The 18,688-nt window shown below is 60.7% G+C and carries 10 protein-coding genes; 4 read left to right on the forward strand and 6 right to left on the reverse strand.

The genetic code is table 11. The features are described 5' to 3' along the window. Window positions 1-46: 46 nt before the first annotated feature. From WD823_RS05320 to WD823_RS05330, 3 genes are all read left to right on the forward strand, one after another. On the forward strand, window positions 47-817 hold the full coding sequence (locus tag WD823_RS05320; RefSeq protein WP_368428444.1) for an ABC transporter ATP-binding protein: 771 nt from the start codon (window positions 47-49) through the stop codon (window positions 815-817). An 8-nt stretch (window positions 818-825) separates the two neighbouring features. After that, window positions 826-1,641, forward strand: a complete 816-nt coding sequence (locus tag WD823_RS05325; RefSeq protein ID WP_368428445.1) for an ABC transporter permease — start codon at window positions 826-828, stop codon at window positions 1,639-1,641. A gap of 427 nt (window positions 1,642-2,068) precedes the next feature. Further along, the gene (locus WD823_RS05330; RefSeq protein WP_368428446.1) at window positions 2,069-3,583 is read left to right on the forward strand and encodes an AsmA family protein; all 1,515 of its coding nucleotides are present in this window, start codon (window positions 2,069-2,071) and stop codon (window positions 3,581-3,583) included. Here the strand turns inward: WD823_RS05330 and WD823_RS05335 are convergent. Further along, window positions 3,535-5,430, reverse strand: a complete 1,896-nt coding sequence (locus WD823_RS05335) for a radical SAM protein (protein WP_368428447.1) — start codon at window positions 5,428-5,430, stop codon at window positions 3,535-3,537. The two genes, WD823_RS05330 and WD823_RS05335, sit on opposite strands and share 49 nt — an antisense overlap. Window positions 5,431-5,653: 223 nt before the next feature. After that, the gene (locus tag WD823_RS05340) at window positions 5,654-5,785 is read right to left on the reverse strand and encodes a PA2779 family protein (protein ID WP_368428541.1); all 132 of its coding nucleotides are present in this window, start codon (window positions 5,783-5,785) and stop codon (window positions 5,654-5,656) included. Window positions 5,786-6,061: 276 nt separating this feature from the next. Between WD823_RS05340 and WD823_RS05345 the strand changes: the two genes are divergently transcribed. Then, complete coding sequence (locus WD823_RS05345; RefSeq protein WP_368428448.1) at window positions 6,062-6,496, forward strand: thermonuclease family protein; 435 nt, start codon at window positions 6,062-6,064, stop codon at window positions 6,494-6,496. Window positions 6,497-6,531: 35 nt separating this feature from the next. Here the strand turns inward: WD823_RS05345 and WD823_RS05350 are convergent, their stop codons facing one another. From WD823_RS05350 to WD823_RS05365, 4 genes are all read right to left on the reverse strand, one after another. After that, on the reverse strand, window positions 6,532-7,116 hold the full coding sequence (locus WD823_RS05350; RefSeq protein ID WP_368428449.1) for a hypothetical protein: 585 nt from the start codon (window positions 7,114-7,116) through the stop codon (window positions 6,532-6,534). A 190-nt stretch (window positions 7,117-7,306) separates the two neighbouring features. Further along, window positions 7,307-8,434: a cache domain-containing protein gene (locus WD823_RS05355; RefSeq protein ID WP_368428450.1), complete on the reverse strand. Its 1,128-nt coding sequence runs from the start codon at window positions 8,432-8,434 to the stop codon at window positions 7,307-7,309. A 454-nt stretch (window positions 8,435-8,888) separates the two neighbouring features. Beyond that, window positions 8,889-9,110, reverse strand: coding sequence for a Glu/Leu/Phe/Val dehydrogenase dimerization domain-containing protein (locus tag WD823_RS05360; RefSeq protein WP_368428451.1), 222 nt, complete (start codon window positions 9,108-9,110; stop codon window positions 8,889-8,891). A gap of 686 nt (window positions 9,111-9,796) precedes the next feature. Beyond that, window positions 9,797-18,550 (reverse strand): glucoamylase family protein, encoded by an 8,754-nt coding sequence (locus tag WD823_RS05365; RefSeq protein ID WP_368428542.1) that lies wholly within the window; start codon window positions 18,548-18,550, stop codon window positions 9,797-9,799. Window positions 18,551-18,688: the final 138 nt, after the last annotated feature.

An 18,688-nucleotide genomic window follows, 5' to 3' on the forward strand; every position in this document is an offset into this window, starting at 1 on the left:
AAACGCAAGCTGACAAGTCATTCGCGCTGAGTTAATCTGCACTTTCATGTCCTCATCCGTTGTTTCCGTTTCCCGGCTTTGCAAGTATTTCGGTCAAGTCATGGCCGTTGACGACATCAGTTTTGAAGTGGCATCGCATTCGACCACCGCGCTGCTGGGCGGTAATGGCGCGGGGAAGACCACGACCCTGTCCATGCTGCTCGGCCTGCTGTTGCCCACCTCGGGCAGCGTTTCCATTTTTGGCGTGGATATGCTGCGCGACCGCTATCGGGTTTTGCCGCGCGTGAATTTTTCATCGCCCTATGTCGATCTTCCGCGACGGTTGACGGTCCGTGAAAATCTCACGATTTATGCTCGCCTCTACGGAATTATCAATTTCAGCGCGCGCATTCATGCCCTGACCGAAGAACTCCAGATTGGGCGTTTCCTGGGGCGGCCTTACGGGCAACTGTCAGCCGGCGAAAAGACGCGCGTGGTGTTGGCCAAGGCGCTGTTGAACGAGCCGGAGTTGTTGTTGCTCGATGAACCGACCGCCTCGCTTGATCCGGACACGGCCGATTACGTACGCGGCTTGCTGGAGTCGTTTCGTAAACGCACCGGCACAACGATTCTGCTTGCCTCGCATAATATGTCGGAGGTGGAACGGTTGTGCGATGACGTGATCATGCTGCGGGCCGGCAAGCTGGTTGACCGCGGTCCGCCGGCACAGCTGCTCACGCGCTACGGCCGGCGCAACATGGAAGAGGTGTTCATCGACATCGCCCGCGAGCGCCACCTGGAAATCGCCCTCGATCAAAATCAAACGGCGGACAAATGAACGTAGGCATGCGCCAGCACACTGGCTTCCTGCCCTCGTTGCGGCGCATTTACGCGCTGATACTGCGACACACGTATCTATTACGCAGTTCCGGCCCGCGCATTCTAGAACTCATGTACTGGCCGACGGTGCAGATGATCCTGTGGGGCTTCATCACGCTGTTTCTGGTCAATCACAGTTCGTGGATTGCGCAGGCCTCCGGGGTATTGCTCTCGGGAGTGTTGCTGTGGGACGTGCTGTTTCGCAGCCAGCTCGGCGTGTCGCTGGTGTTCATGGAAGAGATGTGGTCGCGCAATCTCGGGCATCTTTTCGTGAGCCCGTTGCGTCCGACGGAGCTGGCTTGCGCGCTGCTGAGCATGAGCCTGATTCGTACGCTCATCGGCGTGGGCGGCGCGGCGTTGATCGCCATCCCGATGTTTCATTTCTCTGTCTTCAGCCTGGGTCTTCCGCTGCTCGCTTTTTTTGTGAACCTTATCATCATGGGCTGGTCGATCGGCCTGCTCGTGTCGGGTATCGTGCTGCGCTACGGCCTGGGAGCGGAGAGCATGGCCTGGATCGCCATCTTTGCCGTGCAGCCCGTCAGCGGGGTGTATTATCCGATCGACACCTTGCCTGACTGGCTGCAATATGTTGCGGCGATACTGCCGTCGAGCCACGTTTTCGAAGGGATGCGCGCCGTGGTGGTAGACCACACATTTCGTGCCGACTTGCTGCTGAAAGCAGCAGGGTTGAATGTGATTTATCTTGCTGCCGGATTTTTTTCTTTCCTGGCTTTCTTCAACATCGCGCGGGTACGTGGTCAATTACTGCACGTGGGTGAGTAATGCCCACTCCGCCGCTCGGGTGGGTCGCGTGGTTTTCTGATGTCGTAAATGGTGGGCGATGCAGGGTTCGAACCTGTGACCCCTGCCGTGTAAATCCCCTTTCCCAAATCCAGAGTCACGAGAATCGACCACTTACGCGTGCCGGCTCCACGCGTCCGTGACTGAGGTGGACAGGAGTGGACTGAAGTGCGTCACTTTTTGGTCACGGTTGTAGTTACCGGCCGGATGACCCTGGGACGGAGTCGAACCAGAGCTCGCCAATCCAATTTACATGCTAGAACACATTAGGGAAGAAGATATTGAGCGTTTGGTGGGGCTCATGCGGGTTATCCGTTTGCCAAGCTCATCACGGTTCACGAGGTGGTGCCGGCGGTTGTGCCGTTTGAGCCAGGTACTGATAGAATTTCCATGAGGCTGGATCAGGTCAATGTCTAGAGCACTTAAAGTCATCCTGTTCGCCGTCGGCGGGTTCGTTGGTCTGCTCGTCTTGATCGCGCTGGCCCTGCTGCTTTTTGTCGACGCCAATGCCTACAAGCCCCGATTGGTAGCCGCCGCCTCGGGGGCTTTGGGGATGGATGTCAGTGTCGGTGGTCGGATGGGAATCGGTTTCCCCCCGGATCTGCACGTCACGCTGCAGGACGTGAACATCCGCAATCGGGGAACGAACCTCGTCTCCGCGAAGCAAGCCAGCCTTAGCATCGATCTACTTCCTCTGCTCCAAAAGAAAATCCGGATCGGGAAGATCGCACTGAAACAGCCCAGAATTTCTATCGAGCGGGACCACGACGGCAAGTTCAACTTCGAGCAACCGGTGGTGGTGGCCGGAGCCGTGTTACCTGCTCTGGATCTGGCAAAGCTTATTCTTTCGGACGCGATTCTCGTCTACACGGACAAACAATCCGGGCAAGGATTCGAGGCCGGAGACTGCAACCTGGACCTGCGCCGCCTGCGACTCTCGGGTGGGGAAAGACCGGATCTTATGAAGCAGCTTTCTTTCGCCGCACAACTCGCCTGCGGCGAGATCCGGAAAAATGACTTCACGGTATCCGATTTGAAATTCACGGCTAACGGGAAGCATGGCACCTTCGAACTCAAACCGGTCACGATGCGTATTTTTGGCGCGCAGGGGTCGGGAGGTATCCAGGCGGACTTTTCGGGCAGCGTGCCCCGTTACCAGGTCCGCTACGCTTTGCCGCAGTTCCGCAGCGAGGAGTTCCTCAAGACCCTGTCGCCGCGGAAGGTTGCGGAAGGTCCGATGGATTTCACCGCGAACCTGTCACTGCAGGGAAAGACAGTGAACGAGATGAAGCAGACCGCGGACGGAGAGGCCTCCCTTCGGGGCGAGAACCTCACGCTCGACGGCATCGACCTCGACCGGGTGCTGTCCCGGTTTGAGTCCAGTCAGAACTTCAACCTCGTGGACGTGGGCGCCTTCTTCTTCGCCGGACCCTTCGGACTGGCGGTCACCAAGGGGTACGACTTCGCCAGCCTCTTTCAAGGATCGGAGGGCCGCAGCGAGATCCGGACGCTCGTCTCCGACTGGAAGGTCGAGCGCGGCGTGGCGCAAGCGCGAGATGTGGCCATGGCGACGAACCGGAACCGGATCGCCCTCCATGGGAGACTCGATTTCGTCAACGAGCGATTCGATGACGTAACCATGGCGCTGATCGACGCCAAGGGTTGCGTCACGGTGCGGCAAAAAATAACTGGCAGCTTCCAGAAACCGGTGGTGGAGAAACCGAACATCCTCATGTCGCTCACCGGGCCGGCGCGCCAGCTGCTCAAGAAGGGGAGGGACCTCTTTCCGGGCGGGGAGTGCGAGGTATTCTACGCCGGCTCGGTGGCGCCGCCGAAATCAATGGATGGCGACGCAACCGGCGCCACGGCCGGCGCTCAAGCCGAGGGGATGCCGGTGCGCGCGTCGCGCGTCAGCAGCAGATGAAATACCGAGGAGTCGATCGGCACCAGCGGCCGCACGCGCTCATCGATCCAGACTGAGACGCGATCGCCATAGGGGGCGAGACGCTTCAGCAGGCGCTCGAGTTGCCGCTGCTGATCCGCGCGCAGTGCTTCGATGTGCAGCGACACGGTGGCGGCGGAGCGGTGCAGCATTTTCTCCAGGCGTTTCGCGGCGCGCGTGAAAAACGCGCGACCGACATATCCGCGCAGCAGGATCTGCAAATGCGCGCCGCCCTCGCCGACGCGGCTGGCGATTTCGACCACACCGCGATGTACCTCGGCCGCACACAGTTTGTGCAGCATGGCGGCGGTGCGCTGAGCCAGACGCTGCTCCCGGTGGCGGTCGGTCATGAAATGGCGCTCGATATAGTCGCGCATGGCCAGCCCCGCGATCCAGTCCGCGAGCACCTGCGGCCAGGCGCGCGGCGGCGCGGCGGTCAGCGTGCGCAAAATGTGGAGCAACCGTATCAGCCCGCCGGCGAGCAGGGCGCGCGTGAACAGTCGGCGCACGATCGCCAGGCGCTGGCGCGGCGAATAATTCCCCCGGTAGACGGGATTCCGGAGATAACGGATTTTGTTGCCGATGCGTCGGGCGATGCCGTGGTCGCTGAACAGGCGCCGGTACAACACCTGATAATTCTGCACCATGGCCTCGTAGCCCATGCGCTTCGGGATGATATTGGTGCCCGGCTTGGTGTTGTCGCCGTGTCCGGCCCCGGCGATCAGCCGCCCTTCCAGCTGGAGGCGTTCGTAGAGCGGCGTGCGCGGCAGCGCCGTGAGCAGGCCCACCATGGAAACCTGGATGCCGGCGCCGGTGATGAAGTGGTACTGTTTGTCGAAGCTGTCGAGCGTATCGTTGTCGAAACCGATGATAAACCCCGCCAGCACGTCCACGCCGTGGGTGTAAAGCGCGCGTACGGCGGTCAGCATGTCGCGCCCGGTGTTCTGGGTCTTGAGCGTTTCCTTCAGGCTGGCTTCATCCGGCGACTCGATGCCGATGAACACCCAGGCAAAATTCGCGTCCTGAAACAGCTGCAATAGCCCGGCGTCATCCGCCAGGTTGATCGACGCTTCGGTGCCGAACTGGAAGGTGTAGTGGTGGCGCCGCTGATAATCCGCGAGATAGCGCAGCAGCGCCTTCGCCAGTTTTTGGTTGCCGATCAGGTTGTCGTCCACGAAGAATACGTTGTGGATGTCCTGGGCGCGCAGTCGATCGAGCTCGCGGCCGATTTGTTCCAGGCTTTTGGTGCGCGGCCGGCGCCCGAACATGACGATGATGTCGCAGAATTCGCAGCGGTAAGGGCAGCCGCGCGAGAACTGCATGCTCGCGGTGACATAGCGATCCAGCTTGAGCAGGTCGAAGCGCGGTGTCGGCGAGTCTTCCAGTTTGACCACGCCGGTCTCCCGGTAGCGGGGCTTGGGCGCGTTGTGTTCGAAGTCACGGCAGAATTCACGCCAGATGTATTCGGCCTCGCCGGCCACGACGGTATCGGCCAGGTCCGCGAAGCGTTCCGGGCACAGCGAGGCGAAACTGCCGCCGGCCACTACGTAATGGCCCTGACGGCGGTAGTATTCGATCAGCTCCAGTTGGCGCCGGAACTGCACGGCCATGCCGCAGATCCCGACGATGTCCGCCTGCGGATGCAACGGTACCGTTTCGATGTTCTCGTCGATGATTTCCACCTGCCAGCCGGGCGGACACAGCGCCGCCAGCGTGGCCAGCCCGAGCGGCGGGTTGAGCGCGCGTTTGTCGGGCAGGATGTTTTCCAGCGCCCAGCGAAAGCTCCAGAAGCTCTCCGGAAACCTCGGATTGATCAGCAGCAACCGCATGGGACGGCCCTGGAGTGAACTCGGCATGGTGACTCGATCCCTGTTGTTCGAATTCCGTCTTCGGTGTGCGATAACTTCCTCGGTATGGAGAAGAATGCTACCACTATTCACCACACCAAGACGAACCACGCGGCCTCAACCCGCAGGAGCGGAACCAGAACACCGCCCAGATTACTCCGGGAGGTCTGCGCGTCAGTCGTTCGGCAAATGCAAAGCGCCGCGTTTAGCGGTTATGTTTGACGAACTGGAAGATATTGGTTAAGCCGAGTATATCGGTGATCAGCAGCACGATGAAGATGAACACCAACGCCCCGAGAAAGCTATCGCCGCCGGCCGGCGACTGACTGCCCGACAGTCATCTAAATAGGGAAAACACCATGGCCGCCCGGATCGCCGTATGCACGGGATCACACCGACCAGGACGATTGCTGATCAAGTCTCCGCACCAACTTTTTCGTGCAAAAGAGCCCAGGGCTGTTACGTGAGCGACCTAACTCACCCATCTCCGGAATTTTTTCAGGAATAAGCTGTCCATCATTATCGAAGGAAGAGGGAAATCTTTAGTTAGTGGCTATAACCGTTATTTGTCGGGGAAACCATGGGTATTTTTCCTTTTTTGTGCGCATCGGCGTTGAGCATTTTATTGGCGCTGTCAGTGGCGACAAAGGCTTCGGCTACTGACATTTCGAGTTACGCGTTCGTGCAGGACGATGGCTCGTTGAGAGTGGACGGCCGTGCCATCCGGCTGTTTGGCATTTACATCCCCCAAACAGCCCAGTCCTGCCGCCTGTTCGAGCGGCCCGTGACGTGCGCGCCACGGGCCGCACTGGCGCTCGATTTCAAGATTGGGGCTGATTTCGTTCACTGCGAGCCAATGATGAAAAACGTGGACGGCAGTATCGTGGCGCGCTGCCGGGTCAGTGGCGAAGATTTAAGCGCCTATCTGCTTGAACGAGGTTGGGCGCTGGCGCTGCCGGATGCACCCTTCGAATATACTGCGCTCGAAAAGATCGCCAGACATAAAGGCGTGGGTGTGTGGGGGTTGACGCTGGAAAAAGTACGCTAGGGTCAAGTGTTATAAATTCTTATAAGAAAGTTTCCCTAGTGTTGTCCCGCTCCGATTTTCTGCCAGATTTGTTGCCGGAAGCGTTTAACTTTTGACGGATCGCCGATTTCCATGGCGAGATTGTCGATGAGTGCCTGCAACTGACTTGGATTGGTTGGTTTGCCGTACCGCTCGAGTTGTTCGGACCATACGATTACCGCCAACGGTCCCAGGAACTCGACCAATTCGGATTCAATCACTTTGAGCACACCGGGCATCTGATCGCCGGTAATTGAATTCGGAGTGAGGCGCGCCGTCGTCGTCGCCCGTTGTTCGCCGGCAAGCAGGTGCAAAATTTCCGCCGTTGACGGAAGTTTCTCACCGTGATGACCACCGATTTGCTTTTGCGAGAACTTGACGCGGGCCTGTGTGATTTCCTTGATGGGAATGATCGCCTCAACGCCTTTTTTCAGGCCGTACGACACGAAAGTGATCACGCCGTTCTCGAGATAGATACGTGCCAGGTGGTTGTCTTTCGTGGCGATCAGTAACGTACCTGTCCGTTTCTCGTTACAACTGCGTTGCAACTCATGCATGAAACCTTCATGTGTAACCAGCGAGGTTTTATCCGGTTCTGTCATGTTCACCTCCGCGTCGCGAAGATTGCCGCGGATCTACATACCGTTACCTTGTTTGCAATCCGACAGGAAAGCCTGGCTTCTCGCGTATCCGCAGTGATGTTTTTCGCGCGTGAAACAATCCATATTCTGTGCAGTCACGTTCTATGATGCGGTTTCGCGGCGTCGCAAACCAACATATTCTTCCTGCCAATTATCTCTCCGCCCTGAGACGCGGTTCGTTTGCGGGCTGCTTATGTATTGCACGCAGCCGTTCAATCGCCAGCCTGATGCTCGTTCCCATACGATCGATGGCCGCCGCCAGCGCGCCGATTTCATCTCCGCGGCTGGCCTCGGCGACCTTGGCGAAGGTCCGACCGCGGCTCATTTCGTCGGCGATGCGTGTCAAGCGCCGGATCGGGTTGGCGAGCTGTTGCGAGAACATATACGCAATCATTGTTACCACTGCCAAAGTAGCGATTAAAAGAATGGACGCGTTCCAGTTGGCGTCTCGAACCGGGCGAAACGCCTCGTCATAATCCTGCTGGGCTACCATTGTCCAACCCTGGTCAGTCTTCTGTACGTACGCGATGACATCTTTATCGCCATCCCGGTAGGAGATCAGCTTTTTACCGGTTTGCGGGCGTTGCACAAACGCGGCGTGCTTGCTGAAGTCGGTGCTCTTGTCCGCGTATTCCTCCTTTTGGTGCGCGACCACCTTGCCGTTTTCGTCGAGCAGAAACGCGTATCCGGTTTGACCAATCCGCAGGTTGGTGATTCTTTCCGACATCTCCGCGATCGACATGCCTATCGCAATCACGCCGGCGATTCTTTTCCCGCCGGTGGTTTCGTCCCCGGCAAAAATCGGGGCGGAAAGAATCACCGCCGGCTTTCCGGTGGTCCTGCTGACTATAACCTGCTTACCCATGGGGGCGCCTTTTATGACGTCCTTGAAATAAACCCGGTCGCTGTAATCGATCGGCTTGAGATCATCGCTTCTTCCGACGTTCATGCCGTCAGGCCCCATGGTAAAGACCAGATAACTCCACTTATATTCATTGAGCACCGACCGTAATATCGGATTCTGTAGCGCACTATCCATCGAAACCATGTCCTTGAGTGCGGCATTCTGGTTCAGGACTTTAAGGTTCATCGTGACCCAGCTGTTCACGAAGCTCGAAAGCTTGTCCGAGACGTTGGCAAGTTGTTGATTTACGCCGTCGGTGGTCTGCTCGATCGTGTTCTGGTAGTTGATATACCAGATAACGGATAGTGGCACGACCGCGACGAACAGCATCGCAATCAATATCTTTTGGAAGATTGAAAGGCTGAATAATTTCATATGTGTTTACCTCCGTACCTTAATCATAGGACACACAATCCGTGGAATTCGGACGTCCCACCCCGGTGTGGTTACAGCTGGCCAGTCGTTTGAAAGCCGTGACTTGACGGCCCGTAACCGTCGTTAAGGCCAATATCTACAAAGTAGCAGCAAAACGCGTGCCAGTGACGACCACGGGTAAAGCCAGTGTGGAATAACCTAGTCCCTTCGGGCATTTAGCGAGGGGCCATCGCCATTGGTCATTCCGGGTGGGGCGCCTACGATCAGTGCGGTATGGAGCTGAGTGGGAGCAAAATCGATTTCCAGGGACATATCGGCGGCGGGAATGTCGTGATCGGGCCCGAACATGTCTATGATATCCATCGTGTAGCGGAGCGTGAGTCGCTGCAGTTCCGGGCGCGACATGACTGCGGATCGATTCGCGCACCACCCTTAGCCGCCAACGGCAACTCCTTCAGACATACTTCCCACATCGCCAGCGTCGACACTTCCCCAGATTCACGTCTTGGTGATAGCGGATACCGCCATTGGTCGGTCCCATCGTCAGTACGCGCTGCACGCAATAGCCGAAAACCGTCTCGACTCCCAAGTATTCATCGCGACGGCAAGGAAAACTGACGGTCAACAACCGCTGAGGATACAGCAGACGGTCGCGGATATTTACGTCGGGGCCCATGATCTCGGCGGCCTTTAAAAACTGTTTCTAGGCCATCTGGAACATCAGCTCATCCCATTCCGCCTTGCGGTAAAGACCTTAAATGAATGACTGGGTGGTCGATGACATGATTAGGGGTCTTGTGCGTGTTGTAGTAGCCCCTCATTGGAAATTCGGTGAAAAGTGAAGAGGCTAAAATATTGATTATCTGGTGGGCGATGCAGGGTTCGAACCTGCGACCCCTGCCGTGTGAAACTCACTTTTTCAAACCACAGTCACGAAAATCAACCCGTTACGCGCCCGGGCTCCGCGCGTCCGTGACTCGGATGGTCAGAAATGAACAGGGTGGGACCGGCGCGCGTCACGTTTTGGTCACGGTGGTGGTGACAGGCGTGACGCCTCCCTACCCGCGTGAGAAGGGGGACGAGATGGTCCTGGTGCTTGCCCCGGTTGCCCATGGTGACGAATCGGCGGGCCGGGCGGCATCTGTGCCGCGTGAGCCGAGGCGGCGAGGGAAACCTCATCGACGGAGCTTGTGGCGTATTTCTGTAATTCGCCGGGGACAGGCTACGCTGACACGTGGACTGGCTCATCCTGAAAATAAGCACCAGGTTTGTGTCGTCGATCAACGTCCCATGGGTGCAACCCGTGTTTTGCATTTCAGCTTCGGCGCTCGGGCATGCTGGAGTGGTCAGGTTACTCGGGGTTTAACCGTGTGTGATCGGAATTTTCACTTCGACCGAGTGTTCCTGACGGTCGTCAATCAAGGGAATAGTCTTGTCGAGTCGTTCAACGCCATCCACCGTTATACTCGTCTCGCCGATCTTCGCATCATCGGCGGCGCGCGTTTGCGATACGACGATGTGGTAGACCGTCTCCCGATACCGGTAGTGCAGCGTGAAGTCCTTCCAGTCCGCCGGGAGGCACGGCGTGAAATGCAGTTTGTCCACTTCCAGCCTCAAGCCCAGGAGCGACTCCACGATCAGCCGGTACATCCAGCCGGCCGAGCCGGTGTACCAGGTCCAACCTCCGCGGCCGGTGTGGGGTGTAACCGCATAGACATCGGCCGCGATGACATACGGTTCAACTTTGTAGGTCGCCACCCCCGCCGGAGAGCTGGCATGATTCACCGGGTTGATCATGGCCAACAGTTCCCACGCGCGCCGGCGGTCGCCCAGTCGGGCAAACGCCATGGCCGCCCAGATCGCCGCATGCGTGTACTGCCCGCCATTTTCGCGCACGCCCGGGACGTATCCTTTTATATAGCCGGGATTCAACGGCGACTTGTCGAACGGCGGATCCAGAAGCTGAATCAGCGCATGATCGCGGCGCACCAGGCGCTGATCCACCGCCTCCATGGCCAGGCGTGCGCGCTGCGCATCGCCCGCCCCGGACAGCACCGCCCAGCTCTGCGAAATCGAATCAATCTGGCACTCGGGGTTGGCGGCCGACCCCAGCGGCGTGCCGTCGTCGAAGTAGGCGCGGCGGTACCACGCGCCGTCCCAGCCATGCTGCTCGATATTCCGGCGCAGCTGAACTCCAGCCTCTTCGCAACGCTCGGCGAAGGAGGGATCATCCTGCAGGCGTGCTACCGCCGTGAACTGCGTGAGCACGGTGTGCAGGAAGAATCCCAGCCACACGCTTTCGCCTTTGCCGTGATGGCCCACCAGATTCATGCCGTCGTTCCAGTCACCGGTGCCCATGAGCGGCAGGCCGTGCTCGCCAAACCGCAGTCCCCGCTGAATGGCGCGCACACAGTGCTGGTACAGGCTGGCCGCCTCGCCGGAGCGGCCGGGAAGATCATAATAAGAGTCGTCCTCGGCATTGACCGGGCGGCCTTCGAGGAAGTGAACGGATTCCTCCAGCACCCCGGTGTCGCCGGTGGTCAGCACATAGCGGCACGTCGCCAGGGGCAGCCACAGGTAATCATCCGAACAATGCGTACGCACGCCACGGCCCGCCGGCGGGTGCCACCAATGCTGGACATCGCCCTCCAGGAACTGGCGGCTGGCGCACAGCAGCAGTTGCGCGCGCAGCCGCTGCGGCTCCGCATGCACCAGCGCCATCGCATCCTGCAATTGGTCGCGAAAGCCGAAGGCACCCCCCGATTGGTAGTATCCGCTGCGCGCCCAAAGACGGCATGCCAGCGTTTGGTACAAAAGCCAGCCATTGGTCAGCACGTTGAGCGACGGGTCGGGTGTTTCCACCTGCACCGCGCCGAGCGTGCGGTTCCAGTAGTGGTACACGGCATCGAGCGCGCCGCGCGCGGCGGCCGAGCCCCGGAAGCGATGTACCAGCTTGCTGGCGTCGTCCGTCCCGCGTCTTCCCGCCAGGCCGAGCCTGAAGATGATCTCGCGCTCTTGCCCGTCGGCCAGCTCAAAGCCGACCTGGATCGCGGCGCAGGGATCCAGTGCGACTCCCACCTTGCCGGAAAGGCGCGAACGGTGCATCGCCGCCGGATTCCCGAGCGTGCCGTTGCGCCCGATGAATTCAGTGCGGTCGCCGCTTACGGTCCGGGTTGTGTCGTCCACATCGAAGAACGCAATCAGACCGGTGAACTCCGTGTTGTACGGGTTACGCGCGAACAGCGCGCCGCTGTGGGGGTCGATTTCGGTGGTCACGTGCATGGCCGATTTCGGCCGCAAATCTCCCAGCACCCACTCCACGTAACCGGTCGCGGAGAGCTTGCGCGGCTGGCCCGACTCGTTGTGCACTTTCAGCACCGCGAACTTGATCGCGGTGTCCACGTCCACGTAAACCGTGAGCTCCGAGCGAATGCCATCCTCCACGTGCTCGAAGACGCTGTAGCCAAAGCCGTGGCGAGTCACGTAATAACCGGCTCCGCGGCTGGGCAACGGCGTGGGCGACCAGAAATGGCCGCTGTCTTCGTCGCGCAGGTAAAAAACTTCTCCGCTGGCATCGCTCACCGGGTCGTTGTGCCAGGGCGTGAGACGGAATTCGTGGGCGTTCTCGCTCCAGGTATAGGCCAGGCCGTTCTCCGAGATGACGCTTCCAAAGTGCGGATTCGCCAGCACGTTCACCCACGGCGCCGGCGTCACCTGGTCCGGCGCGGTCATGATAACGTATTCATGCCCATCACGGGTAAATCCTCCCAGTCCATTGAAGAGGATCAGATCGCGGCGCGGCAACCCGGTGGCGGCCGGGAGTTCGGCGCGGTGGCTGCGGGTTGGTTTGAGGCGCGGAACGCGCACTTCCACCGGGCCACGGCGGTTGATCTGCTCTACCAGCGTTCCGCTACGGTCGCTGATGATGGCGCGCGCGACCGATTGGATCAGGATGCGATCCTCGTCCGATATCTGCTCCGCTGGCCGCACGAAGATTCCACCCGGCCGGTCCATGGCGTGCGGTTCGACGCCCGCGGCAATCAGCCCCATGATCTGGTCCTGGAGCAGTTGCCGGTAACCGGCACGGTCTTCGTTCCAGATCACCAGGTCCACCGCCAGTCCCTTCAGGCGCCAGTACGCGTGGGCCTGTACCAGTTGGCGCACCAGATCGATATGGGCCGGGTCGCCGATCTGCAGCAGCACGATGGGCAAGTCGCCGGAAATGGCATAGCCCCACAGGCCGGATTGGCCACGGCGGTTTTTGACGAGGATGGCGGCGTCGGCGCGCAACGAGGAATTGGCGTAGATGACGGAGCTGGCAAGGCGTCCATAGAGTTGCGCGTCGGCCTCGGTGGCATTGATCTGCCGCAGCACCACCTGGGCGTGGGTCCATGCCAGTTCCAGGACGCGATCCGCGATCCGCCGATCCTGGTATTTGTCGACCAGGCCCAAGGCGGCGTCACGGGTTTCGCCGATGCCGGAAACGATATCGATCGTTGCCGCTTCGTCCGGATCGAGCGTGATACGGCAACGAATCGCGACGATCGGATCGAGTACCGAACCCTGACTGCCCGAGAGCGCGGTGGTTCCGTTCAGGGCCTGGGGCGCGGCGGCGGTGTTGCCGCGGCCGATAAACTGCAGGCGGTCCGTCTCGTAGGAGATCTCTCCGATGTCCGCCTCGTGCACGGCCATCAGGTGAAACATCCAGGGTGCCGACTCATCGAGGGAGCGGGGCCGGCGCGTGCAGAGGATCGCCCGCCGCGGTTCGATGATCTCGGTCTGAACAAAGAGATTACTGAACGCCGGATGCAATGCTTCCGCGGCCGCGGGCGCAAGAACCACTTCCGCGTAACTCGTCACGTCAATCGTTCTGCGCGATTGGGAGCGGTTGGAGATATGGATGCGACGCAGCTCGATATCATCTTCCGGCGAAACCACGATCTCGGTATGGCAATCGATGTCGTGGTCGTGGCGGCGAAACTCCGCTCGCCCCTCCGAGAAAATCGCGGCGTAGCTGTCCGCACGCTTGAGCGTCGGCTGGTGTGCGGTTGACCAGAGTTCACCGCTCGCCACGTCGCGCAGGTAACAGAAGATGCCCCCGTTGTCGCGGGTGGCGTCTTCGCGCCAGCGGGTCACGGCGAGATTCTTCCACTGACTGTAGCCGCCTCCCGCGTTCGTGACCATCACGTGGTATCGGCCGTTCGACAACAACTGCACCTGCGGTGTCGGCGTATCGGGGCTGTCGAAAACGCGAATCGGCGTCTCCGCAGCGCCGGATGTGGGTCGAATGTCGGAGAGCTGGGCGGTGTGCGGGAACAGCGCCGTGGCCCTGGGTATCCGCTCCTGGAGCAACAACAGGGTCGCCTGCAACAACGGGTCCGACGCGAAACGCTTCTGCATCGGACGGTCCAGCAGCAGATAGGCCAGGGCGAGCAGGCTCATCCCCTGGTGATGGGTCATGAAGGAGCGAACCACCGTGCCCGATTCCCCGCGTCGTTGACGTGACGGGGTGTAATCGATGGCTTCGTAGAAACCGAATTTACCAAGCAGTCCCGTATCGGCGAGCCGCTGCAAGTTCAGGCACGCCGCTTCCGGCGCCACCATCAATGCCAGCGCCGAGGCATAGGGGGCCACGACCAGGTCCTCCGCCAGTCCGCGTTTGAGCCCCAGGCCGGGCACGCCGAACGCGCGGTACTGGTAATTGAGATGAACGTCGACCGTGTTGTAACCGGATTCCGACATGCCCCACGGCACGCCGCGCAGTCCCCCATACTCGATCTGTCGCTGCACTGCCGCCTGACAGGTCTGATCGAGCAGCGTGTTCTCGTAGGTGGGCATCACCAGGAGCGGCATGAGGTACTCGAACATCGAACCGCTCCACGACAGGAGAATCGGCTCGCCACCGGCGGACGTGAGCAGACGCCCGAGGGCGAACCAGCTCTCCTGCGGCACTTGCCCCTGCGCAATCGCGACAAATTTTATCAATCTCGCTTCCGAGGCCAGCAGGTCGTAGGAGCTCGAGTCGCGTCGCCGCTCATCCACGTTGTATCCGATCGTCAGCAGACGCGATGCCTTGTCGTACAGGAAGTCGTACTGCATGTGCGCGAGTTCGGCGGACTGCGATGCCAGATGTTCGACAGCCGCGATCCGCTCCTGGGCGCGGCGGCCGGCTTCGAGAATGAGCGGCCGCGATTCATTCAGCCATCCGCGTTGTTCGGGTGTTATCGCGTCGCCCATGCGTAGCGCGATGGTCGATGGCGGTTCTTCCGCGAGTCTGGCCATTTCGCGCAGCGTGGGTATTTCGCTGATGCCGAGCAAGTCATTAAGTCCGTTCGGCGCCGCCGGCAGTAATGTCCACGGGGCGAGAAACGTCAACTCATCGAGAGCGGCGCGGCATTGCCGGGCCAGCGTCCGTGCCCACCAATTCGCATCGGCCTCAGAAGCCGTTTCGGAAATTACCGTGCTGGCGTGATCCAGGGTCGGGTGGTGCACGGAATCGTCATGCGCTTCTCTGTATACTTCGGGTTCCGCGTGCCGTCTTTCCTCGGCTGATACCCGCTCGCTATCTTTCTGAGACAACTTTTCAGAAACAGCATCGAGACTGCCGGCAAACTCCTCCGCGCGTGTCGCCAGCCGGTCAAGCGTGAGCCGCGCCGCCGAAAGCGTGGTTGGCCGGGAATCGCCGGCGGACTCCAGATCTTTCTGAAATGGAGCGAGCGCAGCCGGCGTGGCACCCCCCACGGCATCCGCCAGGATCCCCAGCGTGTCGCGCAGTCCGTCAAACCATCGCGCCTCCAGGATCGGGCGATCGGGTAGTGACAACAGACCCGGGCGCAAGGTCAGCAGATGACCCGCGAGGTTCCCGCTGTCCACCGTCGAAATGTAGGCCGGGTGCAGCGGTTTCAGCGACAGCGTGTCGTACCAGTTGTAGAAGTGGCCGCGGTGCCGTTCCATGGATTGCATCGTGCGCAATGCACGTGCCGTGCGCTCGATGAGTTGTCCGGCCGGAATGTAACCGAAGTCGTACGCGGACAGATTCGCGAGCAGCGCTAGCCCCATGTTGGTCGGCGACGTGCGGTGCGCCACCACGGGACCGCGATACTCCTGATAGTTATCCGGTGGCAGCCAATGATCTTCCGGGCCGACGAAGGTCTCGAAGAACGCCCAGGTCTTGCGCGCCAGCTTGCGCAGGAAGAAGGTCTGGTCGGCCGTCAGCCTGGCTTCACGGCGGGGAAGTGGCCGGCTGATCCACCAGGCGATGGCGGGCGAGACCAGCCATAAGACCAGTATCGGTCCCGCCACGACCAGCGCGGCCGGGTTCGACAGCACCAAAACCAGCGCCGCGCCAATGGCGATCGCCGGGGCGGTCCACATCGATCGGAAAGAGGCGGCGAGGCCCGCATGGCTGTCGCGATCCCATTCGCTCGATGGATTCCATTCGAGAAGCCGCTGGTGCGTGATCAGCATCCGTCCCGCCGTGCGCACGACCGCATCCAAGCTGAAGACCGCTTCATAGGGAAGGCACGCGAGCGCAAAAGCCGCCTGGGCGAGGCGCCGGCCGACGGCGCGTACGACGGCGGCGAGATGCTGAGCCAGCAGCACGTCGACCGGCTTCTGAAACATCTCCAGAGCAGAGGCAATCAAGGACGGGATCAGGATGATTCCAATCACCGCCAAGGTCCAGAACCAGGCCGATGACAAGTCCGTCCAGCCCAGCAGCAACAGCAGCGTCAACGCCGCCGGCACGAGACTGCGCCGCAGGTTGTCGAAGAGTTTCCATTGCGACAGCCACGACAGCGGGTTCTTCTGCCGGCGCGCACCGGGACCGGGAACGCGCGGCAACAGCCAGCCGGCAAGCTGCCAATCGCCGCGAATCCAGCGCTGCCGGCGGCTCACGTCCGCGTTGTAGCGAGACGGGTATTCCTCGTACAACAACACATCGCTCACCAGCCCGGCGCGCGCGTAACAGCCTTCCAGAAGATCGTGGCTGAGGATGCGGTTCTCGGGAAAGCGATCCTTGAGCGACCGCTCGAACGCATCGATATCGTAGATCCCCTTGCCAATGAACGAGCCTTCACCGCACAGGTCCTGGTAGACGTCGGAGACGGCGCGCGTATAGGGGTCGATACCCGGCTCATCCCCGTACAAGCGGGCATAGCGCGAGCGGTTCGTGCCGGGCAGGCTCACGCCCATGCGTGGTTGCAGGATGCCGTAACCCGCAACGACACGTTGTTGGTCTTCATCGTAGCGCGCGCGATTCAACGGGTGCGACAGGTTTCCCACGAACTCCCGCGCCGAGTCGCGCGGGAGTTGCGTGTCCGTGTCCAGGGTAATGACATACTTCACGTTCGATAAAGCGCCGGTGTCACCGACAATCCGCGAGAAGCGATCGGTTGCGCCCCCGCGCAGCAGTGCATTCAAGTCCGCCAGTTTTCCGCGCTTGCGCTCGTAGCCCATCCAGATCCGCTCTTGCGGATTCCACAGGCGCGGTCGATGAAGCAGAAAGAACGTGTCGCCGTTTGCATCGCGGTACTTTTCATTCAGTTCCCCGATGCGCGCCGCCGCCAGCCGTAACAGCGCTGCGTCCTCCGGCAGCGTTTCAGCGCGCGCGTCCTGAAAATCGGTCAACAGGCCGAAGCGCAGATTGTCGTCCCGATTGGCCAGGAACCGGACTTCCAGCGCCTCGACCAGATCCTCGATGTTGTGAGCGCCGCCGAGCATCGCCGGAACCACGACCAGCGTGCGCGATTCCGGCGGGATCCCCCGGGAAAAGTCCATGCGCGGCAGCGGATGCGGCGCTGCCAGCAACGTCGCCAGCCAGTTCACCAGCGCCACCGCCAGCTGGCTGGTGGACAGCAGCGCAAGGACACCCAGCAACACGAGCATCCAGTCCGGCCCGCCGCTGGCCTGCGCCTGCATCAACAAACCCCCGGCGAGGATCAGCGTGATCAGCGCGATCGAGCTCAGATACAGGAGCAACGGAAACCGGCCGGCCGCTCTGGTGAACGCCACGACGGCGGAAAGGCGCGCCTCCACCGTCCGCTCGAGCTCGCGCAATCCCTTGTCGACCAGGTAGAAGCCCACGTGCGCCGTTCGATCATCGCCGCCTTGGCGGGCCGCGCCTGCGTGCGCCAGTTTGACCGCCCGCTCCGCCACCTCGGCTTCGGACAGGCGGCTTTGTTTCGCGATCTTCTCCACGACATGGCGATAGCGGTCGCGGGTGGCAAAATCCATCATGCCGTAGATGGCGCCGGGGTCTTCCCGTAGTTTTTGTTCGGCGACGCTCAGTGTCTCGACGAAGTCGCGCCAGTCCATCGCGCCCAGGAATCGGAGACTGCCGATGCTGTTGCTGATGGAGACGTGGTCGGCGGCCTGTTGCTGGTTTCCCGACTGCACCAACTGCTCGATCGTCAGGCCGGACTCGGACAGCAGCTGTTCAATCCAGGTCAGCGGCAATGCCAAAGCCGGGCTCTGCCCCTGCAGCCGGCGCGTAAATTCCGAAACGAACGGGGTCGTCATCGGCGGGCTCGACCGCGCCATGTCCGCGATCACCAGAACCAGACTCTTCGGATCCTTCTCGGCCATCTTGATCATCTGGTCGGCCCAGGAATCGGCCAGGTTCCGGTCGATCCGGCCGGCGGCGCTGCGGGCGGCAACGCGCCGGAGATTCTCGATCAAGGCCAGGCGCAGCATGATGGGGATGGCCCACAATTCGCCCAGCTTGAGGGCGGTGACCGATTGGTAGGATGCGACGAAACGGCGGAGGCTTTCCGTGTCCACCCGTCCATCGCCGTGCGCGATCGTCTCCAGCGCGATGTCATACACGCGCGGGAGTCCGGCCGAAGGGCCGTGAGCCAGGCGTGGCAATTCCCGGCTGTAACCCTTCGGCAGGTGTCTCTTGGCCGTGCGAATCTGTTCTTCGATCAGGTAGAAGTTGTCGAGCAGCCATTCCCCGGCCGGTGTAATCCGGCGGTTTGCCGTCACCGCCGCCGTAAGCAGCTGACCGGCTTCAATCAGAATGCGTTCGTTCTCCGCCAGCCGCGTTAACAGCCGTTCCCTGGCTCGCCGCGGAGTCAGAGTGTGCGAGGAAGCGAGATTCTTACCATGCTGCTCCATCTGGTCGGCGCTGAACAATTCCGATCGCAGCGGCGGCTCGTCGCGGGCGTAATCAGATACCGAGCGATTTCCGAGGAAGTGGGCTCGTAAGTAGAGCAAATTCCTGGAGACAGTCCTGTTACTCGCCGTCAAAGTAGA

This window comes from Sulfuricaulis sp. (assembly GCF_040901545.1).
GTDB lineage: Bacteria > Pseudomonadota > Gammaproteobacteria > Acidiferrobacterales > Sulfurifustaceae > Sulfuricaulis.